At 64.5% G+C, this 19,560-nt stretch carries 19 protein-coding genes and 2 pseudogenes; 8 read left to right on the forward strand and 13 right to left on the reverse strand.

The features are described 5' to 3' along the window. Window positions 1-38: 38 nt before the first annotated feature. From AB0L63_RS03880 to AB0L63_RS03920, 9 genes and pseudogenes are all read right to left on the reverse strand, one after another. Window positions 39-134, reverse strand: a pseudogene (locus AB0L63_RS03880) (IS21-like element ISAau2 family helper ATPase IstB); the annotation flags it as partial. A gap of 146 nt (window positions 135-280) precedes the next feature. Next, the gene (locus AB0L63_RS03885; protein WP_364494220.1) at window positions 281-553 is read right to left on the reverse strand and encodes a hypothetical protein; all 273 of its coding nucleotides are present in this window, start codon (window positions 551-553) and stop codon (window positions 281-283) included. 11 nt (window positions 554-564) lie between these two features. Continuing rightward, window positions 565-3,618 carry an HYD1 signature containing ADP-ribosyltransferase family protein gene (locus AB0L63_RS03890; RefSeq protein WP_364495597.1) on the reverse strand — a complete coding sequence of 1,018 codons (3,054 nt, stop codon included), beginning with the start codon at window positions 3,616-3,618 and terminating at the stop codon, window positions 565-567. Continuing rightward, window positions 3,603-4,367, reverse strand: coding sequence for a DUF6531 domain-containing protein (locus AB0L63_RS03895; RefSeq protein ID WP_364494223.1), 765 nt, complete (start codon window positions 4,365-4,367; stop codon window positions 3,603-3,605). Before AB0L63_RS03895 ends, AB0L63_RS03890 begins: the two co-directional genes overlap by 16 nt. 350 nt (window positions 4,368-4,717) lie before the next feature. Continuing rightward, window positions 4,718-6,112: a putative T7SS-secreted protein gene (locus AB0L63_RS03900; protein WP_364494225.1), complete on the reverse strand. Its 1,395-nt coding sequence runs from the start codon at window positions 6,110-6,112 to the stop codon at window positions 4,718-4,720. Between the two features lie 2 nt (window positions 6,113-6,114). Beyond that, window positions 6,115-6,708 (reverse strand): hypothetical protein, encoded by a 594-nt coding sequence (locus tag AB0L63_RS03905; protein ID WP_364494227.1) that lies wholly within the window; start codon window positions 6,706-6,708, stop codon window positions 6,115-6,117. Window positions 6,709-6,720: 12 nt separating this feature from the next. Beyond that, entirely contained in the window at window positions 6,721-7,098 is a 378-nt protein-coding gene (locus tag AB0L63_RS03910) for a hypothetical protein (RefSeq protein ID WP_364494230.1), read from the reverse strand. Window positions 7,099-7,184: 86 nt separating this feature from the next. Beyond that, window positions 7,185-7,307, reverse strand: coding sequence for a hypothetical protein (locus tag AB0L63_RS03915; RefSeq protein ID WP_364494233.1), 123 nt, complete (start codon window positions 7,305-7,307; stop codon window positions 7,185-7,187). Window positions 7,308-7,316: 9 nt separating this feature from the next. After that, the gene (locus AB0L63_RS03920; protein ID WP_364494235.1) at window positions 7,317-7,775 is read right to left on the reverse strand and encodes a hypothetical protein; all 459 of its coding nucleotides are present in this window, start codon (window positions 7,773-7,775) and stop codon (window positions 7,317-7,319) included. 610 nt (window positions 7,776-8,385) lie between these two features. On the opposite strand from AB0L63_RS03920, the gene AB0L63_RS03925 reads away from it, so the two are divergent. From AB0L63_RS03925 to AB0L63_RS03935, 3 genes are read left to right on the forward strand one after another with little or no spacing between them, the layout of a single operon-like run. Next, window positions 8,386-9,162, forward strand: coding sequence for a hypothetical protein (locus AB0L63_RS03925; RefSeq protein WP_364494238.1), 777 nt, complete (start codon window positions 8,386-8,388; stop codon window positions 9,160-9,162). A 3-nt stretch (window positions 9,163-9,165) separates the two neighbouring features. Then, window positions 9,166-9,951 (forward strand): alpha/beta fold hydrolase, encoded by a 786-nt coding sequence (locus AB0L63_RS03930; RefSeq protein ID WP_364494241.1) that lies wholly within the window; start codon window positions 9,166-9,168, stop codon window positions 9,949-9,951. Beyond that, window positions 9,948-10,619 (forward strand): DapH/DapD/GlmU-related protein, encoded by a 672-nt coding sequence (locus AB0L63_RS03935; protein ID WP_364494244.1) that lies wholly within the window; start codon window positions 9,948-9,950, stop codon window positions 10,617-10,619. The genes AB0L63_RS03930 and AB0L63_RS03935 overlap by 4 nt, the downstream gene beginning before the upstream one ends. Window positions 10,620-10,900: 281 nt before the next feature. Here AB0L63_RS03935 and AB0L63_RS03940 read toward each other — a convergent pair whose 3' ends face one another. After that, window positions 10,901-11,884: a type II CAAX endopeptidase family protein gene (locus tag AB0L63_RS03940; protein WP_364494247.1), complete on the reverse strand. Its 984-nt coding sequence runs from the start codon at window positions 11,882-11,884 to the stop codon at window positions 10,901-10,903. A gap of 144 nt (window positions 11,885-12,028) precedes the next feature. Between AB0L63_RS03940 and AB0L63_RS03945 the strand changes: the two genes are divergently transcribed. The 5 genes and pseudogenes from AB0L63_RS03945 (at window position 12,029) to AB0L63_RS03965 (ending at window position 15,505) form a co-directional block, all read left to right on the forward strand. Further along, entirely contained in the window at window positions 12,029-13,240 is a 1,212-nt protein-coding gene (locus AB0L63_RS03945) for a histidine kinase (RefSeq protein WP_364494250.1), read from the forward strand. After that, on the forward strand, window positions 13,228-13,938 hold the full coding sequence (locus AB0L63_RS03950; RefSeq protein WP_364495599.1) for a response regulator transcription factor: 711 nt from the start codon (window positions 13,228-13,230) through the stop codon (window positions 13,936-13,938). Before AB0L63_RS03945 ends, AB0L63_RS03950 begins: the two co-directional genes overlap by 13 nt. A 539-nt stretch (window positions 13,939-14,477) precedes the next feature. After that, a pseudogene (locus AB0L63_RS03955) lies at window positions 14,478-14,606 on the forward strand (transposase); the annotation flags it as partial. Beyond that, entirely contained in the window at window positions 14,557-15,018 is a 462-nt protein-coding gene (locus AB0L63_RS03960; protein ID WP_364494253.1) for a hypothetical protein, read from the forward strand. The pseudogene AB0L63_RS03955 and the gene AB0L63_RS03960, both read left to right, overlap by 50 nt. Continuing rightward, the gene (locus AB0L63_RS03965; protein ID WP_364494256.1) at window positions 15,011-15,505 is read left to right on the forward strand and encodes an SMI1/KNR4 family protein; all 495 of its coding nucleotides are present in this window, start codon (window positions 15,011-15,013) and stop codon (window positions 15,503-15,505) included. Before AB0L63_RS03960 ends, AB0L63_RS03965 begins: the two co-directional genes overlap by 8 nt. 526 nt (window positions 15,506-16,031) lie before the next feature. Here AB0L63_RS03965 and AB0L63_RS03970 read toward each other — a convergent pair. The 3 genes from AB0L63_RS03970 to AB0L63_RS03980 all read right to left on the reverse strand — a co-directional run. Further along, window positions 16,032-17,633, reverse strand: coding sequence for an ISL3 family transposase (locus AB0L63_RS03970; protein WP_364494259.1), 1,602 nt, complete (start codon window positions 17,631-17,633; stop codon window positions 16,032-16,034). 122 nt (window positions 17,634-17,755) lie between these two features. Beyond that, window positions 17,756-19,093, reverse strand: coding sequence for a hypothetical protein (locus AB0L63_RS03975; RefSeq protein ID WP_364494262.1), 1,338 nt, complete (start codon window positions 19,091-19,093; stop codon window positions 17,756-17,758). Between the two features lie 182 nt (window positions 19,094-19,275). After that, the coding region (locus AB0L63_RS03980) for an AAA family ATPase (protein WP_364494265.1) at window positions 19,276-19,560 on the reverse strand (285 nt) is incomplete at its 5' end.

A 19,560-nucleotide genomic window follows, 5' to 3' on the forward strand; every position in this document is an offset into this window, starting at 1 on the left:
TCGGCCGAAAGCCCGCACCGCATGTCGCGCGCGATGGGTCAGTCGTTGGTCTTGGCCGCAGGCACGCGGCCAAGATCGCGGTCGTTGAGCCGATAGCTGTCGCCCTTGAGGGAGATGACTTCGGCGTGATCGACCCGCGCAGGACATGGACGCAAGCTATCACCGCTCGCTCACACGTCAGCTGAGTCGACGCACTTACCCCAGCAGGCATCTCCGACTGCGACCGTGGCGACGGCACCCACTGGCCACAGAACCCCGAGCGACCCTGCAGGGGAAAATGTTACAGATCGGCGCGGGCTTGCGACCACTGGCGCTCGAATTGGTCTTGGGATATTTCTTCTGCGTCGAATTCGGGTTGTGCTGCTATCTCTTCGATTGGTGCGATCGGTATTTCTGCGACTCCGGCGGTTGCGGTTTCGTGGGTTTCGTCGGCCCATTCCAGATGCCCGTCGCGATAGACCTGTACTCTGCGTGTTTCCCAGTTGTCGTCACCGACTTCGTGGAAGTATTCGACTGGCTCGTCCTCGAAATCATGATGCCAGGTGACTTTCACGTATCGCATGTTCAGTTCCTTCCTGACCGAATGATTCGTCCTGCAAGGTCTAGGGGGCCAGTGTTCGGTATCACGAATACTCCCGGTCGCCCCTGCACAACTGTGAGGCCGGTGATGTCGATCTCGATGAAGTGGGTGAACTTCTGGCCTGCCCAGGGTACGCGGAGGAAAGCGGCTGATAGCTGGCCGAGTGTGCGGGTTCCGGGCTCGATGTCGGTCAAGTATTGGCCGTCGCCGTAGCGAGCGTCTTTGGGGTTCTGTTCGCGTAGGGATGGGTGCAGTTCTTGGCTTTCCAGGATTCCGTCGTGTCCTTCTTGGTTTGTGTAGTGGTAGAGGCTTTCAGGTGTTGGTTGGCCCGGTGCCTGGCTTTGTGGATTGGCGCCGGGGCCGGTTGAGCATTCGTTGGGTATGAGGCCGAGGGGGTCTGACCAGGTTGTGGGGTTGCGGGGGTAGGTGTTCGGGTTGGGTGCTGCGGCGAGGCCGAGTGGGTCTGGTGTCAGGTATCGGCCGGTGGTGGGGTCGTAGCTGCGGTGGAGGTTGTAGTGCAGTCCGGTTTCGGGGTCACGGATTTGGCCGGGGTAGCGCAGCGGTGTGCTGGTTTGCCCTTCCCATGTTGTGTTGCCCCAGAGGTCGATGGTTGCTGTGGCCACTGTGGTGGCCGTGCTGGGTTCGACAAGTTCGGTGGGGGTGCCGACGAGGTCGGTGATGATCGCGTAGAACTCGCGGTCGACGGTGTCCTGGTCGGTGGTCTGGGTGATCGGGGAGTATGTGCCGGGGTGGTACTGCCAGCGCGTGGTGGAGTCGTCGGTTGATTGCTCGATGAGCCGGGTGCCGTCCCAGGTGTAGTCGATGCGTTCGAGGACGGCTCTGTTGGGGTCGAGGCGTTGTTTGCTGGTTCGCCGGCCGAGGGCGTCATAGGTGTAGTGCCACCACTGTTGATCGGGTGTCCAAATATCGGTGAGTTGGTCGAAGCCGTTGTAGCGGTAGTGCCAGCTGTCGGGCTTGCGGGAGGGGCGCGTTGTTGTTTTGCGGACCAGGCGCCCGGATTCGTCGTACTGGTAACGCGTGCGGCCGTCGCGGATCAGCTGATTGTTTCGATATTTCCGGTCACCCGCGTTGCGGTCCGCGGCCGCTGGCGCGGCTTGTCCAGGGGTGTCCGGCCATGCGGAGATTGGACCGTGAATGTCATGCGCTGCACGGGATTCCGGTATCGGCAGTGCGTTGGTGATGTTGCTCAGCGGGTCATAGGCGTATTTCTCCGCGAGGATTCCGTTGCGTGTGATGGTGGTGACGCGCCCGGCCCGGTCGAGTGTGTACTTCCGGCGCGCGGATGCTGTGTTCGGGCGGGTCAGGACGTGGCTGGTGAGGTATCCATCTGGGCGGTAGCGGTATTCGTCGGAGCGGATCTGTCGAGGTGCTGGTCGGGTCGATGGGCCGAGGTCGAGGTTGAGCGAGGTGCTCGGGTAGGCGGTGACCTGTTGGGCAGCGACGTAGCCGATGTCGGTGTGTTGACGGTTCACCGTGATTTCGCCGAGTCGCCAACCGGTGAGACGCCCGAGCGGGTCGTGAGCGAAGTCGATGTGGTGCCCATCGGCGCCCATCGCGCGCACGCGGCCAACGGAGTCATAGTGCCAGGCGGTTGTGGCGCCGGTCGGTGACTGGCGGCGGGTTCGACGGTTGTGCTCGTCGTAGTCGTAGCGCATCACTGTTTGATCGTTGAGGCGTTGCGTCGCCAGGTTTCCGGTTGCGGTGTAGGTGAATTCGAGGGTGCTGATGGTCTCGTCGGCGGTACCGGTGAGGGCGGTCAGTACTCGCCCCATCGGATCGTGGGTGTAGCGGACCCAATCGCCGGTGTCGGTGGCGATGGCTGTCAGACGACCTAGAACGTCGTAGGTGTGGTGGCGTGAGTCGCCGGTCGCTGGAGTAACGCTCGCGACTCGACCACACCGGTCGTGTGCGTATCGGATTGTGGCGCCGCCGTAATCGGTTTCGGCGATCAGACGTCCAGCCTGGTCGTATTCATAGGTCCAGGGTTGACCGAGGGGATTGGTGATGGCGGTAAGGCGGCGTTGGCTATCCCAGCTGTAGTGGGTCGTGGAGCCATCTGGGTCAACGCGGGAGCTGACCAGGTCGAACGCGCCGTAGGTGAATCGTGTGAGGTTGCCTGCCCGGTCGGTATGTGTGAGAAGGTTGCCTTCGCCGTCGTAGGTCCACAGCTCCGCGTGCCCGTCGGAGTCGATGCGCCGCAATAGCTTTCCATCGGGAGCCCACTCGTAGTGGGTCCGGCCGCCCATGGGGTCGGTGATTCGAACGGGGCGGCCGAAGTGATCGCGGTCGACGCGGGTAACCGCCCCGGATGGATCAGTGATCTGAACAGGTAGCCCAGCGGCATCGACTTCGACGCCGGTCCGCGCGCCACCCGCGCCGATTGTCTCGGCGACCGCGCCGTTCGGGTGGTAGCTGTAGGACGTCCGTGTCCCCGCGGCATCGACGCTGCCGACAAGATTGCCGTTCTTATCCCATTCCTGTTGCCGCACGGTCGCGTCCGCGTCGACGACTCGGGTAGGACGGTTGCGCCACATGTACTCGATCTCAACGCTGCGTCCGTCTGGGCGGGTTACGTCGGCAATGTCGCCGTCGCGCGTGTACCGGTATTGGGTCACCGCGCCGTCGGGTGCGATAACTCTCAGTGGTTTGCGGTCGGCGTTGTAGTCGATATGGGTTCGGCCGCCACCGGGGGCGACGAGATCGCGAAGGCGCAAGTCACGATCGAAGCCGTGGGTGGTGGTCGCGCCTAGAGAATCGGTGGCGCTGGTGAGACGTCCTGTGCCGTCAGTGAATTCGAGATATTCGAAGTCGCTGTCGAGTACTCCTGCGGTGCCACGTTGGTGGATGACACGACCGGATTCGTCGTAGGTGTTGACCATCTGGTTGCCGTTGGAATCGGTCCAGGACGTCAACCGGTACTCGTCATCGTAGGTGTAGGTCGTGGTCGCACCGACGGCATTCACGACCGCCGACAGCGCTCCAGCCGTGTACGCGAATTCCCTTAGTCGGGTGCGGATTCAGCACCATCAGGGTCGACACCGATCAGTGATAGTCGGGTCACTCGTCCGGCCGTGGTGTCGATGCGGACGCGGTATCCGCCGGAGTGTGACACTTCGGTCGGGACGCCGTTGGTGTCGTAGTGGAAGCGGATCCGGTTGCGGTGGCGGTCGGTGATCGCGGAGATGGCGTAGTTGCCCAGGCGGGATTCGATGCTGTCGAGGGCGGGTTCGGGCGCGAAATGCCACAGTATTTCCCGTTGTTGGTCCCAGATCCGGTAGCCGCCGACCTCGGTGCGGGTCAGTGTCCACTGCTGTCCGCCGGTGACCGGTTCGGTGGCGATACCGACCTCGGCGTGTGGGTAGGCCAGCATGATGCCGTCCTCGCCGAGGAAGGTGACGCCTTCGTGTTCGACGACCAGGCGCATGTCCAAGGTCGCCGACCAGGAGGGGCCGAACCAGCGACCGTATCGATAGTTCGAGCGATGCGTGCGCCGCAATGCCAGGGCGAGAACGCCGGGCAGCTCGACATCGGTTTCGGGGAGCAGGAATTCACCGGTCGCGATATCGACCGGGTCCTCCGAGCAGGTCTTGTCGCCCGGGGTGCGGTCGTTGTCCGCGCCGTTCTCCCGCGCGGTATCGGCTGCACCGTGGTCGGCGTCGGCGCGTTCCTGCGGCGTGGGATGCTCCGACGGCGAATCCTGGTGCGGTGATTGATGTTCCGGGGATACACCGTTCGTGGCCGCCAGAGTTCGTGCCGTCATCTGCATGTGGAGATTCGGGGTCGTGGGTTTGGGGTGGGCTCTCGACGCCGTGCTCGGTAGGAGTGTCTGGCGTATCCGGGTGCTGGGTGGGCTGACCCGCCTCGGGACCCGAATGCCCAGGAGTTTCGGTGCTAGCGTGTGGCGCTGCGGGTGTGCCCGAATCCGGTCGCCCCGATGGCGTCTCGGGATTGTGCTGTGAGGGTGCCTGTGGCGCGTCGCCAGGGTGCTCGGCGGCGGGAGGGGAGTGGCCCCCAGGCTGTTCGGGGTTACTGGATCCAGGCGCGTCGGGCTGTGTGTGGCCCGGTGTTGTGTCGTCCGGTCGAACTGTGGCGGGTTCGTTTGTGTGGGTTGGGGTTTCATGGGATGTTGTCGTTCCCGGTTGCGGTGCAGACTCGGTGGTCGCGTTCGGGTGCGCGCCGGGCTCGGTTGCGCTCGGCTGGGTACCGGTCGGTGTTCCTGGTTCGTGCCCAGTCGAGGCTGGCGATGGTGACTCGGTCGTCGGGTGCGTGCTCGCGGGTGTCCCGGTTGCGTGCGGGGTCGAGGTTGGGGTGTGGGTGGTGCTGGGGGGTGTGTGGGGTGCTGGGCGTGGGGTGTGGGGCGTGTTCTGCCGCGCTGGCCACGGTGTGGGTGGCTTTGGTGACTTTGGAGACGTCACCGACCTTGTCCAACGCCGACAGCGCGGGTTTGGCCGCGCCCGCACCACCGGTCCCGACAGTGGTGATCAGATCCCCGGTCAAAGAGCCGAGGAACTCCGACGGGTTCTTGCGCGCACCGGACAGAAGCGAGGACACCGTCGCCCCGGGATCAGCCGCCGCGACGACCAGCCCGGTGCCCAGATCCGACATCCCCGAGAAGTATTCGGCCGGATGGGTCAGGTTGTAGGCATCCATCGGACTGACCTGACGCACAAACTGCACGATCCCAGAGAAACTGGTCAACAACCCCGAAGTGAAATTCAGCTCCGCCTGATCCAACGCCCCCGACAGGTCCGAGAAGTTGTCGGACCAGCGTTCGCTGAACGGCGGCTCAGTCGGCGCGGACTCGGTCGCGGCCGCCAATGCTGCCGCCGCTGAGGCTGCGGCGTTGTCGCGTTGGGCGCGGGCACCGCGCAGGATCTCCCGGGCCTCGTTGCGTATCGACGTCCACGTGTCGACCAGCGGGGTTTTGCGTTTCTGCTCATCGGACAGCGCGTTCCACTGGGTTTTCTTGCTGGTTTCCTCGGTATCGGCGGCATCCCATCGTGCGATCGCGTCGGCGGCCTTGGTTTGGGCGGCGGTGACCTCGTAATACCAACTGTTGAGTACACCGGAAGCCTTGTGCATCGCGTCCGAGCCTTCCCACCACAGCTTGGGCTGTTTGGCGAACTCGGTGTGGAACTCCTCGGCCGCGGTCCCGGTCCAGTCCGCGGTGTTCACCGTGCGCAGGGCATCACCGGTCTGCCCGATCGAATCACCCATCTTCTGCAACGCTTCGGCGGCGTCGTGGATCGCCGAGGGGTCACCGCGGATCAGTTCCTTCGGATCCTTGGTTTGTCCGAGTTCACGCTCGTGAATTTCGCCGCCGGCCAGGTCGGCGATCTTGTCGCCGAGATCGTCCAACCCTTCGGCGACCCCGTCCGCGCCAACCTTGCGGGCCAGCGCGGCGGCGGCGTCCAACCCAGAATCGGCGAGCTCGCCCGCTTTCTGGGTGACCGATTCGACACCGTGCTCGATCGCGTCACCGACCGAGTTGACGAAATCCCCGATCCCCAAAGCTATTGCCCCCCTGGGCCGTTACGAATCTCCGCCGCCCGCTGCGCCGCGCCGGTACTCCAGTGAACCCCAGGCACCGCGCCAGCGAGTGCGTCCGGGCCCACCGCCTGGATGACCTCGATGTTGGTGCCGATCTGGTTGAACGCATTCTGGAACGACTCGGCGCTGTAGTCGCGGTTGCGGATCTGGTTGTACTGGTTATCGGCCAAAGTCTCTCCCCACGACCTTTTGTCGATCTCCTCATTCGACAGATGCGGGTTCCCGATCAGATGGCTCGTGATCGCCTTAAAGGTGTTCGAGAACTTCTCATCCATGATGTGATACCGGCCAGCCGCCAACCCCAACGTCTTCGCGATCGCGTTACCCGCCTGCACCAACGCCCGCACACCCCACGACCACCGCTCGGTGAACGTCTCAAACGCATTCTGCACCGAGGACTTACCCGCCTGCATCGGCGACAACGTCAACAGCGAAAACCCCCGCCCCATTGCACCCGTCTCACCCACACCCAGATCGGACAGTTCACCGATGACGCCGGTGATCCCATCCGCGGCCTGCTGCAACACCGCAGGATCGACATTGAGCTGCTCACCCATCAGCGGTTCCCATCACCAGCGAGGGAGGTCTCGGAAACGTTCGGCGGGAACGCCATTGGTGCCCGCCACATCGACAGCAACTCCGGTCGGCTCGGCCCGGCTTGCCGCGTACTCGGCGAGGCGGCTACCGAGCAGCGTGTGATAGCGGTACTGCTGGTTCGGTTCGACGCCGCGGGCACTCATGTAGCGGGCGTATGCCTCGACGCTGGTGAACGCACAGATCCAGTCGACGCCACCGACCCTGGAAGTAAAAACCCTGTCCTGGTCGATCAGTGGCACCACCAGCGGCGCTTCCCTAAATGCCGTGTGCAGTACCTCCGGCTGCCCGAAGCCCGCATAGAACGCCGCGATCTCCGACCGCAAAACGGCCGCCTCATCAATATCAGACACTGACTGGCACCCCCCCGTTCACGATGCGGCAGAATCCGGCTGAAACCAGCCTTCGCAGCATAGCCGTGATCGCTGACAACAACTCTTTAGCTCGAAGCCGCCAACACCCGACCCACAGGTTCCACGGCGCGTTTGCGGGCGATGGCGTCCTCGAACAACTGGCTGCCAATGGCCTTGAGGGCGATCGCAATCCCTGCGGTCTCGGCCATCACGGTCAGCTAGCCATTTCTGGTCGGCATGCCCCGCATCATCTGTTCAAGGACAGCAATCTCGTCCGGGCCACTGGACACGGCCATGCGGCGATACATCTTCGTGTTCCATGCCTGCCTCAACCGGGACTTGGGGCGGGACGTGTTCCTTCGCTTCGACGTCGCATACCGCTCCCAGGCCGATTGCCTGCTCACGCCGAGCACCTCTGCCACGGAATCCCAGGTGAGTCCGGAGCGGCGCGCGAGGTCGATCTCAAGAGCGAGTAATCGGTCGGCCGCTGCGGCGATCTCACAGGTTTGCGCAATCCAGTCGCGAAACTCGTTCTGCCCGAACGAATCCGTTGGTGTAGAGCGGGGCCCGGCCGTCGCTGCGTCCCGGTGGGCCGTCGCCAACTCCTGCAGGGCACGTCCGAGGCTGGCCTGGGCGTGCGCGTGGGCTTTGAGGGTATTGCGGTACTTGCCAGGCATCTCTCGATCCTGTCAGGGTTTGCCTTACATCGTATCCGCAGGTGGGCAACGTGAGGGGAATGCATTCGCTCCAGCCGGTCGACCGGGTTGTGGTAGGAAGGTCGGCACAGCTTTCCTAGACGCATGTTGACTTGGATCTCCCTGAGCGTCACTCTGATCGGCTCTTTTACCACTGTTGCACTGAAATCCCGCGCGTACGTGCTCGCCTTCCTCATGTGGCGCGAGTCTCGAGACCCGGCAGTGCTCCGAGAGGTCTGCAAGTTCGAACGCGGCATCAAGTGATGCCTTCAACAGCGGCCCGGCGCCGCCGGTCGTGTTCGCGGATTGTGGTCACGCCTGAGTTTTGCCAGATTACCGACGCACGCGGTTGTCGATAACGACATCCATAACGAAGTGCGCGATCTCGCGTAGACCGCCGTCGATAACATCCGATCGGTAGCTATCCCAATCTGGCGACCTTCGCTGCATTTCGCGCTCCTCATGCGACTTTCACGGGCACTGGCAGTATCCCTACCTGAGCAGCCGTACTCGTCGATAACGCTGGCAGGGACTGCGGTGGTTGGATGATGCGTGGCGGCAGATGTACGGCTACCGAACGTGTGGAGGGGACTTGTTGGTGGATCAGCGATGGGTGTGGTCGGAGGACGAACTGGACGCGTGGGGTGCTCAGGCACTGGCTGATGATGCGGAGATCACGCTGGCACACAAGGAGTTTGAGCGTACTGGCTACGTCGCGGTGTCGCGGTTGATTCCGGCTCAACTGCGGTCGGCGGTCGCCTTAGAAGCTCTCTGGTTGGTAGAGCACATGGGTGTGCGGCGTGATCTTGTTCTCGCCGCGACCGGATACACGCCGCGGCGGATGCGGAATGTGACTCGGGCCGAGATCGCGTGCAACGGTTCGGTGATCGAGGCGATCTATGATTCCACGGCGACAACGCGGCTTCTGTCGGCCGTGGCCGGGGAACCGGTATTCCGGTGTCCGTACGAGCCCGAGCAGTTCGTGATCACCAGGCTGGAGCAGGCTGGTGATACGCATGGATGGCATTGGGACGATTACAGTTTCGCATTGGTGTGGGTGGCGGAGTGTCCACCGGCCGATGATGGTGGGTTCGTGGAGTGCATCCCGGACACGGTATGGGACAAGGCGAAGCCAGAGGTAGCCCGGCTCGTGCAGGATCGATTGGTACATAAGTTGAGTGTCGGCGCGGGGGATGTGTACTTGATGCGGACGAACACAACGTTTGCATCGGGTGTACCCGATCCGGTGCGGGCGACGCACGATTGTGAACATGGCATTCGCGTCGGCGGGCGAGCTGAACGCGGCGGTGTCGCACGAGACGATGGACAGCCTGTGGTCGAGGCCAGGGGCCGAGTGAAGGGGAGCTGACCGGTGCAACGCCTCGAATTGACTTCTGTGGACGGTATTCGGCTGGACTGCGCGGTCCACCAGTGCACGGTCGAGCCTGCACTTGGAGTGGTGCTGTTGGTGCACGGCATCACGGTGGACATGGACGAGGGCGGGGGCATGTTCGTTCGGTTGGCGCAGCAGTTGGTGTCGCAGGGGTTCGATGTCGTTCGGTTCTCTTTCCGAGGGCACGGTGCGAGCGGTGGAACGCAGCAGAGGGTGACGATCGCCGGTGAATGCCTGGATCTGCAGACCGCGGTGACCGCGGTCCGCGAGCGATTCGCTGGGCAGCGAATGTCCATTGTGGCGGCGAGCTTCGGTGCCGTGTCGACGGCACTTTCGCTGTCGTGGCTCGACGATCTCTATCGGCTGGTGCTGTGGAACCCGGTGCTGGATCTGCGGCGCACCTTTCTGGTTCCAGAGTTGGCGTGGGGCGAAGAGAATTTCGGCGTTGCTGGGCAGAAATGTTTGGCCGACAACGGTTTTCTGCTCGTTGACGGTGAGTTCCAGCTCGGTCGTGTCCTGTTCACTGAGTTCGCGCATTACCGGCCGCTGGATGACTTCCGTGCCGCAGATGTGCCGACGCTGATCGTGCACGGTGACCATGACACGGCAGTGTCGTATGACGTCGCTGCCCAGGCCGCGCGATCACGATCACACACCACGCTGCACACGATTACCGGGTCAGACCACGGATTCGACTCCCGGGCACGCGAAGACCAAGCGATCAGCACGACCGTCGACTGGCTGGTCGAACAGTCGATGTCGTGACAGGCGTGAAGCTCTCGCAACTGTATGCGCCGATCCGACTCGGCGAATCCGTGATCGTCGGGGAACATTGCACGCTCGGGTATCCGAAAGAAGCCCGTATCCGAGACGCGCAACGCGGGCAGCACACGATCGGCGAACCTGTCGTAATCGGAGACCGCAGCCTGTTGTTCAATCAGGTGGTAGTGAACGAAGGCACCACGCTGGGAGCGGACTGCGTGCTGGAGGATCGTTCCCGGATCGGCTACGGCTGCGTGATTGGTGACCGGACGAGAGTGGTGCACGGCGCATATGTGTGCGACCGAGTGCAGATCGGCGAGGATGCGTGCGTGGCCGGGTTCGTATGCGATGCCACGGTTATCGGAAGTCGGTCGACCGTGATGGGCGAGTTGGTGCATGAGTACACCCGCCCGGACCTGGGTTGGTGGGGTGTCGATGAGGAATCACCGGTCATCGAGGAAGACTCCGTTGTCGGGTTCGGCGCGCGGGTGATCGGCGGGGTGCGGATCGGGCCTCGCAGCTATATCGCCGCAGGTGCCGTGGTCACCAAGGATGTTCCACCCGAACAGGTTGTGACCCAGGTCGATACGCACACCCCGATCAGACAATGGAACGGCAAACGACTCGGACCGCTCATCGAACAATGGAAGTCTCGACCCCGCTCGTGTTGATGAAGCCAGAGTCTTCGGTGTCGCTTCCGGCTTCTGTTTTGGGTCGTTGCGTAGCCAGGGGAGGATCGAAGGCGAGACCGTAGTCAGGCTGGCGAAGTATCGAGTCAGCCAGCGAACAGCTCGCCTGGGTGCCGAACGGCTCGAGCTGGTTGGCAAATCCCGCCTACCGGGTCCGCGACGGTGAATCGTCACGTGGAGTTGGAGTCGTGACTCGAGCTGGAACATGGTGATGGCGCTGGACTTCGACCCCGGCACCCCGACTCACGCGGCACTGCACGAACTCACCGATGCCGCCGCCCGGTTCGGGGAATAGTTTGCCGGATTCCGGCGCCGTCGGGTGGGTTCACCCGCCCGGTCGGCACACTCAGCTGGCCCCGGCGGTGCAGGACGAACACCAGCAGTGCCGTGGCCACCCACACCGGAATCTGGGTCAGCAGCGGGTCGACCGGATGGGCGGTGTCCACGGCGAGCCCGGTGGTGATGAGGACGGCGAAGGTGTTGTTCGAGCTGTGGGCGATCACCGCTGGCCAGGCCGAGCCGGATCGCAGGTCCAGCCAGCCCAGCACGATCGCCGCCAGCACACACGACACGATCATCTCCGCGATCCCGGCCACATCAGTGCTGCCGTAGTTGAAGCCGCGCAGCAGCAGCGGCGCGTGCCACACCGCCCACAGCACGCCGTCGATGAGCAGCGCCGGCCAGATGCCCAACGGCAGCAGTTTCGGGATCAGGTACCCGCGCCAGCCCCATTCCTCGCCGAAACACGGCAGCAGCCCGAACACGAACAGTGCCGCGGTCATCCCCACAGCGGACAGCAGCAATGAACCGGGCGCAGCGCCGCCTGCCAGCCCGAACTGATCACGGGCGAGCTGCCGCAGCCCGGAAAGCCCCGATACATCGAGGTAGGCGACGCCGGTGAGCAGCCCTAGCGGCAGCGCGACCAATGCCACTACGACGGGATAGCCGAATCCCAGTGCGCCGAACCCCCACAGTCGCCGCGCCGGCCGCGGCAACGCCAGCCCGGTGGATCTCGCGATGCCCTGCGGCGGCCGCCAGATCCAGGCGGTGATCGCGGTGGCTATCGCCGGAACCAGCATCGTGCCGATGCTCACCAGCAGAAACCAGGGGCCCGACACCGAGACGCCCCCGATCCACAACGGCAAGGCCGTGAGCCAGGCGCCGCCGAAGGTCAGGACGAGAAAGAACGAGACCTCCGGCCACGGCACGGTCGTCCGCTGCTTCGCTGCTGTTGTCGTGTTCACCATGGGTATTCACGCTAGGTAGTCGAAACGTCGCTGCCGATCCCGTGTACTGCCCGGCTACAAGTAGTGCAGGCACTACTGTTTCACCGTCGGCCGCACCCGCGGGCGTACCACCTGGTATGCAGGAAAGCTGGTATGCAGGAAAGAATGAGAACCACTGCGGCGTCAGCTCTTTCGCGCCAGCTGGCCGCCAGGTCCGGCGCCGGGGTGCAGGCCATCGGCGCGCTGGCCAGCGGGCTGGGCACCGCACTGTTCGCGCTGCTCACCGTGCTGGGGTGGCTGGGGGCCGGCGTGCTGCGGCTGGCCGGGGTGCGCGCGCTGGGCCCGATGCGGCGGGTGACGCGCGCGGTCGCACGGTGTGAGCGGGATCGGCTGGAACGGCTCGGCCACGAGATCGGGCCGCTGTTGGAACCCGGGTCCCGGCGAGTGTTCGCCTGGCTGGTCTGCCATGCCACGCTGGGGTTGCTGCTCGGCCTGCTCGGTATCGTCGTGCCGCTCGTCGCGGTGCGTGAGCTCAGCTACCCCCTGTGGTGGCGGGTGGTCCCCGCCGGACAAACCGGAACCGCCTGGGGCACCCGGTTGAACACCTGGCCCGGGGTGCTCGCGGACGCAGGTCTCGGGCTGGGCTGGCTGCTGCTCCTGCTCGCCGCCGGCCCGCTGCTGGCGAGAATCCAGATGGGGCCGGCCTTGCGGCTGCTGACGCCACCGGCGGACGGCGATCTGTCGCAGCGGGTGGCCGAGTTGACCGCCACCCGCGCCGGCGCGCTGCAGGCGCATGCCGCCGAACTGCGCCGCATCGAACGCGCCTTGCACGACGGCACCCAGAACCGGCTGGCCGGGACGGTCGTGCTGCTCGGTGCCGCCCGGCGTGCGGTCGCCCGGGATCCGGAGAAGGCGGACGCGCTGCTCGAACGTGCCCAGCAGGCCGCCGAAGCGGCCCTCGCCGAGTTGCGAACCGTCGTACGCACGGTGTTGCCGCCCGTCGTCGCCGACCACGGCCTGGACGCGGCACTGGCCACGCTGGCTGCGAACTGCCCCATCGAATGCCGGCTTCACGGCGAATCCGGTGGCCGGCTGGCCTTGTCGCTCGAGGCGACCGCCTACTTTGTGGTCTCGGAGGCGTTGACCAATGCGGTCCGGCACAGCCGGGCGCACCGGATCACCGTCGAGGTCGGGCGGGCCGGTGGCCGGCTCGGTGTGCGGGTCAGCGACGACGGGCACGGAGGCGCCGACGAGGCCGCCGGAACCGGGCTGGCCGGGATCCGGCAGCGGGTGGCCGCGCACGACGGGACGTTGAAGGTGTCGAGCCCGCGCGGCGGGCCGACGACGGTGGAGGTGTGGGTGCCGTGCGTGTCGTGATCGCCGAGGACGATGCGCTGCTGCGGGAGGGGATCGCCGCGCTGCTGCGCGCCGAATCGATCGAGGTGGCCGCGACGGCATCGACACCGGACGAGTTCCTGGCCGCGGTCGCCCGGGAGCGGCCCGACGTCGCGATCGTCGATATCCGGATGCCGCCCACCCACACCGATGAGGGCATCGTCGCCGCGGCCGCCGCCCGGGCCGGCCAGCCGGGTCTGGCGGTGCTGGTGCTCTCGGCGCACGTGGAGCAGGCCTTCGCCACCACCCTGTTCGGCGGTGGCGGAGCCGGAGTCGGCTATCTGCTCAAGGAACGCGTCGGCCGGGTGACCGACTTCCTCGACGCGCTGTACCGCGTCGTCGCCGGGGGCACCGCGCTGGATCCCGAGCTGGTGGCGCAGTTGTTCGCGCGCCAGCACGCGCATCGCGACATACAGCGCCTGAGCGCCCGGGAACGTGATGTGCTCGCCCTGATGGCGCAGGGTCTGGGCAACACCGCCATCGCTGCGCGGCTGGTGGTGACCGAAGGCGCTGTGCACAAATACATCCGCAGCATCTTCGCCAAACTGGGCCTGCATCCCGCCGACGACAGCGACCGCCGGGTGATGGCGGTACTGCGCTATTTCCAGAATGCGGGCACGATCACCCTGCCTCGCCCGGGCTCTCAACCGCCTGGCACCCGCCGCAGCGCGCTGCCCTGACCGGTGGGCGGATCAACCGGCGGTCTCGGGCCGGTCCGACAGGCTGAGGCGCAGGTAGTGTGGACTGCGGATTCAGCCGAGCCGCAACGAATCCGGTGGATTTGGATTAGGGAAGCGGTGTCGCGCAACATTATTCGACGCTTGCGGTCTTCGACCGGGCGAAAACCGAATCCGCATCGCACGGCAACACCAGGAAGGACGCCGATGCCTGGTCAGCCGCCTGCTGTCGAGCGAGTCCGATCAGCACCGCGGCGATCTGCCAAACCCGGGTGCCGGCGGCGGTCCAGCTGCGATCGGTGGCCAGAGTTCACAGCGAGCATGGCGCCGGGGTCGGCGCTGCGGCGGGCCCGTAGGTGATCGCGGTAGGGGTCGACCAGGCAGGCACGATACTGGGGTGGCCGGCGCATCTGGTCCGGCTCCGGCACCTGTCCTGCACCTATTCGAGGAAGTGAAAGCCCTCGGATATACCCCCGATCCGGTCGCTGAGCTGGCGGCCCTGGTTGATGTATTTGTAGAGCAGGTTCAGACTGCCCGCCGTCGCTGGTCTCACCCTTCCCTACAGCAGCGGCCCGATCGAGGGCGTGAACACGAAAACCAAACTGATCAAGCGACAGATGTATGGGCGAGCTGGCTTCGCGCTACTCCGCCACCGAATCCTGTTGGCATAGCCCACCATCCGTCACCACCGAAAGTGCGACAGAGCCGTTTACTGGACAGACCCCCACCCGGCCGGAGCTGACACCAGCACATCAGGCGGTCGCGGACTACGACCTGCCATTGCTACGCGCATTGCTCGACCAGGGCCACGACATCGAGAACGACGACGGAAACGGGCACACCCTCCTCCGACACGCCGTCGAGGTCGAATACATCCGCCACGACCGCACCGGCGAACCCCTCCACGCCGACATCAGCACCTTCCTACTTGCCCGCGGAGCCGACCCACACAACCGCGACCTCACCGGAACATCCTGCATCGACCACGCCCACCACCTCGGCCACTGGCTGGCCCACCAGATCATGCACGCCTGGACCACGCGCCCTCAATACGTTGATCCGATAGGGTCCGCGCGTGATTGAACCGTCCGGACTGTTCAGCCCTGACTACCCGCCTTTCGAGGCACCTCCCGACGACGACCTGGTCCGGTCGATCGAGGCCGAACTGGGTCTGCGGCTCCCACCCGCCTACATCGCAGTGGCCCGGATCCACAATGGTGGCTATCTGGCACGTTCGGCTCATCCCGCCGACACCCAGACAACCTGGGCAGCCGACCACGTTGCAGTGACTTCACTGGCCGCCATCGGCCGCACCGCCGACTTCAGTTTGGGCGGCGAAACCGGAAGCCGATTCTGGCTTCAGGAGTGGGGATATCCCGACATCGGGATCTACTTCGCCGATTGTCCATCGGCCGGCCACGACATGATCGCACTCGACTACCGCAACAGCGGAGAACCAAGCGTGGTCCACGTCGACTCGGAAGCCGGATATCGAATCACCACGCTCGCACCTGATTTCGCAACGTTCGTCAACGGCCTGGTCCGCGAAGCAGATCTCGACGGCCAGTGAAACCGGCCAACTGTCGAACGCCAACTTGGGCCAACTTCAATGACGGAAAGCCGGATTCGCTCTGCCACTCAAAATGGCCTACCCAAGGTCAGCGCCCCACCGCTGGGCCAACTGCGCTGGCACAGGACAGAAACTGACGTCACCGGTCGGCGTGTCCCACGGCGTCGGCGCGCCGACCGACCGCACCGGATGCGTGCACTCACTTCGGACTTGGCCTCCGCGGGGACGGACCGGCCGTGGTCTTCAAGTAGCAGGACCGGATCATCCTCGCTCACCCACCAGGCCCGCCCTGAAATCCACTCCCGCGGATCAGCTCGGTCCTCCATGGATAGGCCAGACCCGCTAGATCGAGTCCGGTCGCTGGGGGACGTGTTGCGAACGCCCTGTCATGCCCGCCGAGCGTAGAGCTAATTTCGGTGCGTCACAGCTGTAGTAGGGCTGCGGTGCAGCACGCCGGATTCGGCGTGTCAACAGAACGCCAATCCGGGATCAGGCACAAATTTAGTGATTCGGTAGATCGGGTTGCTCAGTCGCTCAACAGGATTCGCTTTCGGAGCAGGTCCGGTTTCGCCCGCCCGAACATCTGGCGTTTGATCATCTTGATGCGATTGACGTGCCCTTCGACCGGTCCACTGCTCCAGGGCAGCGTCAGACCGGCGGTGACGGCATCGAAGTCGCGCCGCAGGCCGCGGACGAACGAGTGCAGTGGCGGCAGGTCGTCGGCCTCGACGGCTGTCATCCACCGCTCCAGCTCACGGCCGCGAAGCTGGCCCATCATCGTCGCGAAGGTGCGGACATGACCGACGAGGTCAGTGAGCTCGGGGCTCGCAGCGAGGATCGCATCGAGCCGCTGCCGGTCATCTGGGTCGAGGCGGGCGGGATCGCTCATGATCCAGCTGACTACGCGGCGAACCGACGGCGGCTTGGGCACTGCGCGGGGAATGTGGATGGCCGTGCGGAATGGGTGCAGGTAGTTGAGCAGGATCTTCGGGCCGCCGCGGTAGCCGAGGTCTCGGATTTCGCGGAACAGCTGAGTTGCGTTGGTGCAGTCCTCGTTCCACCGCTGGTGCAAGTAGGGCTTGAACTCTTCGAACAGACTGGGACGTCGTCCGGTGCCGGTGTTGACCAGTAGTTCCTCGACGCTGGCTGCACGGGCGAAACGCTGCACGGTTCCTCGGGCAAGACCGAGCCGGGCGCCGATGGCGCGCAGGCTCATGCCATCGGCGAGCAGCGCGTGGACTGCGGCATAGCGTTCGCGAGTCCGGACGGCCCACTTGTCGGTCCGTTGTGCTGGTGGCTCGCTCACCTCGGCAATCACCGGCGCTTGCTGCTGGTGCACGATCGCAGGCTCGGCGCCGCCATCTTCGTCAGCTGTGATGTCCAGGCAGTCTCGATGCCGGGCCACGACACGTTCGACCGCCTCGCCAAGGTTGTGCCAGATATGCCAACGGTCCGCGACCTGCACCGCATTCGGTGTTCCTGCCGCGACGCCGTCGGCATAAGCGCCAGCCCGATCTCGGCACACGATCTCGACTCCGGGATGGGTACGCAGCCACGCCGCGAGCGTATCGACGGTGCGGTCGGCGAGCACGTCGACCGGTCTGCGGGTTTCGATATCGATCAAAATCGTGCCGTAGTGATGCCCGCGGCGCAGCGCGAAGTCGTCGACCCCGAGGACCCGGGGTGTCGCGAAGTCCGGATCGGGCAGCGCCCGGATCTGCCGCAGCAGCGTCATCCGGCTGACCGTGGCCGCCAGATTCCGAGTCATCCGAGCTCCCGCACGACCACCCAACGCCAGCGCGACCGCGCACGGCAGGCGTTGCAGGATTCTCGTGCGCCGGGCATGTCGCACTGCCAGGGCTGGCACCTGTTCGGCGAAAGTCCTTCTCCCGCAATCAACGTTGTCACAGAACAGCCGTCTTACCCGCAGCCGGATCACCACCTCCCGGCCGGTGACCGCGGTATCGGACAACCGCCGCCGGTAGCGGCTGTGGACCCGACGGGACACCATCCCACAGCCTGGACAAGCCACTGCCTCGTCGCGGGTGCTCACATCGAGGTTCACGCGAAGCCCGGTCGAGGTCACGCCATCGATCTGCAGCCCATCTGGATGCGGGAACAGCAACACGAGCGGTCCAAGATCAGAACACCGGCGATATGATGGATCATCAAGCGCCTGTTGGCAATCCAGGTCGGGTCAATCACGCAAACCGTGCCAGATCCATTTTTGCCGTGCCGTCGACACCGGTATCAGCTGTCGTATGAGGTAAGGGAGAAGACCGGAGGGCGAGACCGCGCGGCAGCAACGCCTACGCCCAGCGAGTCCAGCATGTCGCGCCAATACGCCCGCCAGATCGCTCGCGTATCGTCATCGGACAGTTCGGCGTCGACCTTGACCTTGCTGGGCTTGCCCTTTTCTTTGAACGGCCACGGCGGTTCTTTCCCGCTGGCCAAACAGGTCCGGGCAAGGATGCTGCGCCGCACGATATCCCGCAGACGGTCGACTGCGTAGCCGAGCCGGACGAGGGGGTTCTCTTCTTCCTCGATGCCGGGCACGCAATTTATTGCCTTGAGATTCTTGTTCAGGGTGGATTCCAGGACTTCGCCGCCGTGAACGATGTTCGATCTGAGGTTGTACAGCTGCTTGAGGTCCTCGAAAAGCTCACCAGCGGGGTCGTCGTCGTTGGCCAGCAGGGCGGTGACACGGGTGCACAGTCGAAGCGTCAGGCCTTCTCCCTCGTTTGTCCCGAGCATAACTCCTTCCAGCGAGGTGGCGAGGCTGACGAGCTGCTCTGTGTATGGCGTGGTGTCATCGAAGTGAGCGAATCTATCAAGCGCTTCTCTGAAAGAGCTGAGCCAGATGCCCTCGCCACCCGTCTTCGATTGGGCCTCATCGACCAATGTGATGAGGGCGGCGATCGCCGGCCCCTCGGTACCGTCGAGACGCGCTGTCCGTCGCGTGGTGGTGACATCGGTGTCTCGGGCCAGCATTTCCAGAGAAGCGGGTTGAGCAGAAATTTTTCTATTCGGCCCGAACACCTGATACGAGCCTTGCACATTGGCGCCGGTCAGAAGGCAAACGCCGAGTTGGAACTGGTCTAACTTCTGCGCCAGATCACCGCCACCGAAGTATTCGAGGCCGGAGACCTGCTTGCGCACGATCAGCAAGGCATGCGGGGGCCTATACGGTTTCTTCAAGTAGCGCTTCCAAGCGTGATCGGCGTCAGGAATCTCCTTCAAGATCCGCAGCGTCATATCCGAGGTCCGGCCTTCGGGGAAAAGGGTGATGCCGTCGATCTCGATCTCAGTGCCCGAAGCTGGCACGAGATGAGAGACTTGGCGCGCCAGAACAATCTCATAGGGCTGTCCGGACACCACCTGCACCAACTGGGCGATGGCAGCGGACACTTCCGGGCCATTCGGGTCGTAGTCACCCGCAGAAGAACATTTCTGCACGCACCACTCCAGCAAGCTGGTCAGCAATATCGAGGCCGCGGAACCCGCCCCGCCGGCCCGGTCGATATTGGGCACCGCGTCAATGATTGCTTTTTCGAGCCGCACATACTCCGGGAGTGCCTTGATCGGCAAGAGCCCGAAGTCTAGGCCAGCCTGGAGGTGCCTATGGGAAGTGGATGTTGGAATTGCCCCTTCCGCTCGCAACCTCTCGAAGCACACGGCTACGAAAGCCTTTGCGGCCGAATCGAACTCGTTCAAGAGCTTCTGTGTCATACGTCACTTTCGATCATGTTTCGAACTGGTACTCGGAACCGTTACGCAAGGCTCTTTTGGGCCGGATCCTCCCCCGCTCGGAGCCGCGCACACCATGACACCAGCGCCGCCGGCGAACGGGCAGCCAGCGCCCAGATCTGTATCCATAGCGACGCCGCCCAATTCCGCACGTCGACAGCATTTTCGATACTCGAGGCGAGCGCTTCCTCAAGGGTGTCTTTGGACAGGAACCACGCGTCCAACGACCGTGCGAGCTGGGCGCCCAAAGTCGTCTTGCCCGCCCCGGGTAGTCCGTTCACCAAGGCCAGAAGTCCGTCCACGCAATC

The sequence above is a fragment of the Nocardia sp. NPDC051990 genome (assembly GCF_040680755.1).
Taxonomy (GTDB): Bacteria; Actinomycetota; Actinomycetes; order Mycobacteriales; family Mycobacteriaceae; genus Nocardia.